The 4520-nt window shown below is 71.3% G+C and carries 5 protein-coding genes; 1 reads left to right on the forward strand and 4 read right to left on the reverse strand.

From position 1 onward, the window contains the following. Positions 1-59: 59 nt before the first annotated feature. The 3 genes from VFM98_RS20280 to xdhC form a co-directional block, all read right to left on the reverse strand. Entirely contained in the window at positions 60-1376 is a 1317-nt protein-coding gene (locus tag VFM98_RS20280; RefSeq protein WP_325111703.1) for a glycerate kinase, read from the reverse strand. Positions 1377-1444: 68 nt separating this feature from the next. After that, complete coding sequence (locus tag VFM98_RS20285; RefSeq protein ID WP_325111704.1) at positions 1445-2641, reverse strand: urate hydroxylase PuuD; 1197 nt, start codon at positions 2639-2641, stop codon at positions 1445-1447. 20 nt (positions 2642-2661) lie between these two features. Further along, positions 2662-3465 (reverse strand): xanthine dehydrogenase accessory protein XdhC, encoded by an 804-nt coding sequence (gene xdhC, locus VFM98_RS20290; RefSeq protein WP_325111705.1) that lies wholly within the window; start codon positions 3463-3465, stop codon positions 2662-2664. 126 nt (positions 3466-3591) lie between these two features. Between xdhC and VFM98_RS20295 the strand changes: the two genes are divergently transcribed. Further along, positions 3592-4119 carry a hypothetical protein gene (locus tag VFM98_RS20295; protein WP_325111706.1) on the forward strand — a complete coding sequence of 176 codons (528 nt, stop codon included), beginning with the start codon at positions 3592-3594 and terminating at the stop codon, positions 4117-4119. Positions 4120-4196: 77 nt separating this feature from the next. Here VFM98_RS20295 and uraH read toward each other — a convergent pair. Next, positions 4197-4520 (reverse strand): hydroxyisourate hydrolase (gene uraH, locus VFM98_RS20300; RefSeq protein WP_325111707.1); only part of this gene is annotated, 324 nt, incomplete at its 5' end.

Genomic DNA, 4520 nt, shown 5'->3' on the forward strand with positions numbered 1-4520 from the left:
GCGGGTGCGCGCGTTCGTGGAGCACCTCGCGGCCCATTTCGGCCGCGACGAGGTCGGCGTCAGAGCACCAGCAGCGCCCGGAAATCGTTGACGTTGGTGTGCGTCGGCCCGGTGACCACCAGGTCGCCGAGGGCGCTGAAATAGCCGTAGGCGTCGTTGCGCTGCAGGAACTGGTCGACCTTCAGGCCCTGGGCCAGGGCGCGCTGCAGCGTGTCGGGGGCGACGAAGGCGCCGGCGTTGTCTTCCATGCCGTCGATGCCGTCGGTGTCGGCCGCCAGTGCCCACACGTTGGCCTGGCCCTGCAGCGCCTGGGCCAGGCCGAGGCAGAACTCGCCGGCCCGGCCGCCGCGGCCGCGCGGCGTGCCTTCCGGCGGCTTGCGCACCGTCACCGTCGTTTCGCCGCCGGAGAGGATCACGCAGGGCGCGGCGAAGGGCTGGCGGCGCAGCGCCACCGCCCGGCCGAGCGCGGCGTGCACCTTGCCCACCTCGCGCGCCTCGCCTTCCATCTCGTCGCTGAGGATGTGCGCCTCGATGCCGGCGGCGCGCGCCGCCGCGGCGGCCGCCTCGAGCGACTGCTGCGGCTTGGCGATCATGTGCACCTCGTGGCCGGCGAACACGGCGTCGCCGGGCTTGGGCGTTTCCAGCGCGCCCTGCTCCAGCTGCGCGAGGACCGGGCCCGGCACCTCGATGCCGTAGCGGCGCAGGATCGCGAGCGCATCGGCGCAACTGCTCGCGTCCGGCACCGTGGGCCCGCTGGCGATGATCGAGGGATCGTCGCCCGGCACGTCGCTGATGGTGAGCGTGACCACCTTGGCCGGCGCGCACGCGGCGGCGAGCCGCCCGCCCTTGATGCGCGAGAGGTGCTTGCGCACGCAGTTCATCTCCGCGATGTTGGCCCCTGACTCCAGCAGCTCCCGGTTGATGCGCTGCTTGTCCTGCAGCGTCAGGCCTTCGGCCGGCAACGTGAGCAGCGCCGAGCCGCCGCCGGAGATGAGGCACAGCACCAGGTCCTGCGGCGTGAGGCCCTGCGCCAGCGCCAGGATGCGCTCGGCCGCCTGCAGGCCGGCGGCGTCGGGCACGGGGTGCGCGGCCTCCACCACCTCGATGCGTTGCGCCAGGCCCGCGGGCCGCGGCGGCGTGTGGTGGTAGCGGGTGACGACCAGGCCCGACAGCGGCGCCTGCGGGGGCCACAGCGCCTCCACGGCCTGAGCCATCGCGCCGCCCGCCTTGCCCGCCCCCAGCACGATCGTGCGCCCGCGCGGCGGCGGCGGCAGGAAGGCCGCCGTGTTGTGCAGCGGCAGTGCACGGTGGACGGCGGCGCGGTAGAGGTGTTCGAGGAAGGCGCGGGGCTGCTGGCGGGGATCGGGCGCGGACATTCGGTTCTCCTGCTCCTGATTGTGCGCGGAACCGGCCCGCCCGCCGGCTCCGGCGCCACGACGCTGCGTCAATCCACCTTCGCGCCGGCCACGAACCAGCGGCCGATGAGTCCGCGCTCCTCCTCGGTGATGTGGGTCGCGTTGTTCAGGGGCATGGTCTTGGCCACCACCGCCTGCTGGTAGACCGCCTGGGCGTGCTGCTTCAGGCCCTGCGGCGAATCGAGCCGCACGTTCTTCATCTGCACCTGCGCGCCGTGGCACATGTAGCAGCGCTGCTCCAGCACCTTCTGTACCGCGCCGTAGTCCGCCGCGGGCGCCGCGGCCATGCGCGCCGCCTCGGTCGGCTGCGGCGTGAGCCACACCAGCGTGGCCACGATCAGCACCACGCCGGCCAGCGCGTAGCCGCCGGGATGGCGGTTGCGCCCCAGCTTCCAGCCGTGCCGCATCACGAAGAACTGGCGGATCGCGGCGCCGGCCAGCATCATCAGGATCAGCACCAGCCAGTTGCGCGGATGCGAGTAGAGGAAGCCGTAGTGGTTGGACAGCATCGCGAACAGCACCGGCAGCGTGAAGTAGGTGTTGTGCACGCTGCGCTGCTTGCCGCGCAGGCCGTGGATCGGGTCCACCGGCTGGCCCGCCGCGATCGCCTGCACCACCTTCTTCTGGCCGGGAATGATCACGAAGAACACGTTCGCGCTCATGGAGGTGGCGAGCATCGCCCCCATGAGCAGGAAGGCCGCCCGGCCCGCGAACCAGTGGCACGCCAGCCACGAGGCGACGCACACCAGCACCAGGACCAGAGCGCCGACCAGGCCGTCGCGCGCGGTGCCGAAGATCCGGCAGATCGCGTCGTACAGCAGCCAGAAGACGACCAGGAAGCCCAGCGCCACCGCGATCGCCGCCGCCGGCGACCAGTCCATCAGCGACTTGTCGACCAGGTAGGCGCCCGCGTTCCACAGGTAGGAAACCGTGAACAGCGCGAAGCCGGACATCCAGGTCGAATAGCTTTCCCAGAAGAACCAGTGCAGCTTGGGCGGCAGCTGCGGCGGCGCCACCGCGTACTTCACCGGGTGGTAGAAGCCGCCGCCGTGCACGGCCCACAGCTCGCCGGTGGCGCCTTCGGCGCGCAGCTTGCCGTCGGCCGGCGGCGTGAGGCTGCTGTCCAGGAAGACGAAGTAGAACGATGAACCGACCCAGGCGATGGCCGTGATCACGTGCAGCCACCGCAACAGCAGGTTGGCCCAGTCGAGAAGATAGCTTTCCATTCCTTACACCCTTGTCCGTCTCATGGCTGCAGGCCTTGCAGCAGCTGCGCCGCCACGGCCACCGCGATCACCTCCGGCTGCTTGCCGGTGATGCCCGGAATGCCGATCGGGCAGGTGACCTGCGCCAGTTCGTTCTCGTCGAAGCCCCGTTCCTCCAGCCGATGCCGGAAGGTGGCCCACTTGGTCTTGCTGCCGATCAGGCCGACGTAGGGCAGGTCGCACCGATCGCGCAGGCGGCGCAGGCACGCCGCCACGATGTCCAGGTCCTCGGCGTGGCTGAAGCTCATGATCAGCACGCGCGAGCCGGGCGCGAGATCCGCCACGGCGGCCCGCACCGGGTCGGAGTGCTCGCAGCGCACGTTGTCCGGCACCTGCGGCGGGAAGATCTCGTCGCGGCTGTCGATCCAGGTCACGTCGAAGGGCAGCGTGCCGAGCAGGTTCACCAGCGCCTTGCCCACGTGGCCGCCGCCGAACAGGGCCAGCGGCGTTGCGGCGCCGCGCAGGCGCGCGGCCAGCTGCGGCGCATCGGCCGCGCCGACCCGCTCGAAGCCCAGGTGCATGACGCCGCCGCAGCACTGGCCCAGGGAAGGACCGAGCGGATAGCGCAGCACCGGCGCGCCCTCCGCACCGCCCAGGCGCCGCCGGGCCTCCTCGATCGCCTGCAGTTCCAGGTGGCCGCCGCCCACCGTGCCCACCACCGCATCCGGGAAGACGGCCATCCAGGCGCCCACCTCGCGCGGCACCGAACCCTGGGCGCTGTCGACGCTGATCAACACCGCGTCTTGCGCCGCCAACCCCTTCGTGACTTCTTCGAGGGCACGCATGCTTTACAGAGAATCCGTTGGCAACGACGCGCAGGGTTTCGTAACCAAAGTCATCATTGGCCGCCGCAGCCCCGTTGTAATCTGCGCCAGCACGCCGCCGGCGTGCCCCTGTCGCCAGGAGCCTCCATGATGTATCGACCTGCCCTGCGTCCCCTGATTCCCGCGCTCGGCGCGCTCGCCGTGCTCGCGGCCTGCACTTCCACCCCGCTGCAACAGCAGCCGCAAGCCGTCGTCGTGCCGCAACCGGCCGTCCGTCCCCCTGCACCGGCCCCCGCGCCGCAGGTCGCCATCGCACCGCAGTCGATGCTCAAGTTCTCCACGGCCACCAACCCGCGCGCCTACCGCCAGGACGCGGCGACGCACATCTACGGCATGAACAGCGAGCGGATCTGGAAGGGCCGCCTGCCGCCCCTGCTGTACGCCGTGGGCGTGCTGCAGGTCGAAGTCGACGGCCAGGGCAACGTGCGCCACCTGAACTGGTTGCGCGCGCCCCGGCACGCGCCGGAGGTGATCGCCGAGATCGAGCGCACCGTGCGCAAGGCGGCGCCCTTCCCCGTGCCGGCGCGCATGGGCAAGGTGGTCTACACCGATACCTGGCTGTGGCACAAGAGCGGGCGCTTCCAGCTCGATACGCTGACCGAGGGGCAGGACTGAACGGCTCCCGTCACCCCCGCGCAGGCGGGGGCCCAGGGGAAAGGCGGCCGCGGGCCGCTTTTCTTTTGGCGAGCGCTTCACGATCCGCGGTAGGTCGAATAGGCCCACGGGCTCACCAGCAGCGGCACGTGGTAGTGCTGGTCGGCGTGCGCGATGCCGAAGTCCAGCGCCACCCGGTCGAGGAAGGGCGGATCGGGCAGGTCGATGCCACGGGAGCGGAAGTACGCAGCCACGTCGAATACCAACCGGTAGGTCCCCTTCTTCAGGCTGGCGTCGTCGAACAGGGGCCCTTCCGGGTTGCGGCCGTCGCCGTTGAGGACGAAGCGCTTCAGCAGCACCGGCGCCGCGCCGCCGGTGGCATAGAGCTCCGCGGCCATGCCGCCGGCCGGCGTGCCGTGCAT

This window comes from Ramlibacter sp. (genome assembly GCF_035706265.1).
Lineage (GTDB): Bacteria > Pseudomonadota > Gammaproteobacteria > Burkholderiales > Burkholderiaceae_C > Ramlibacter.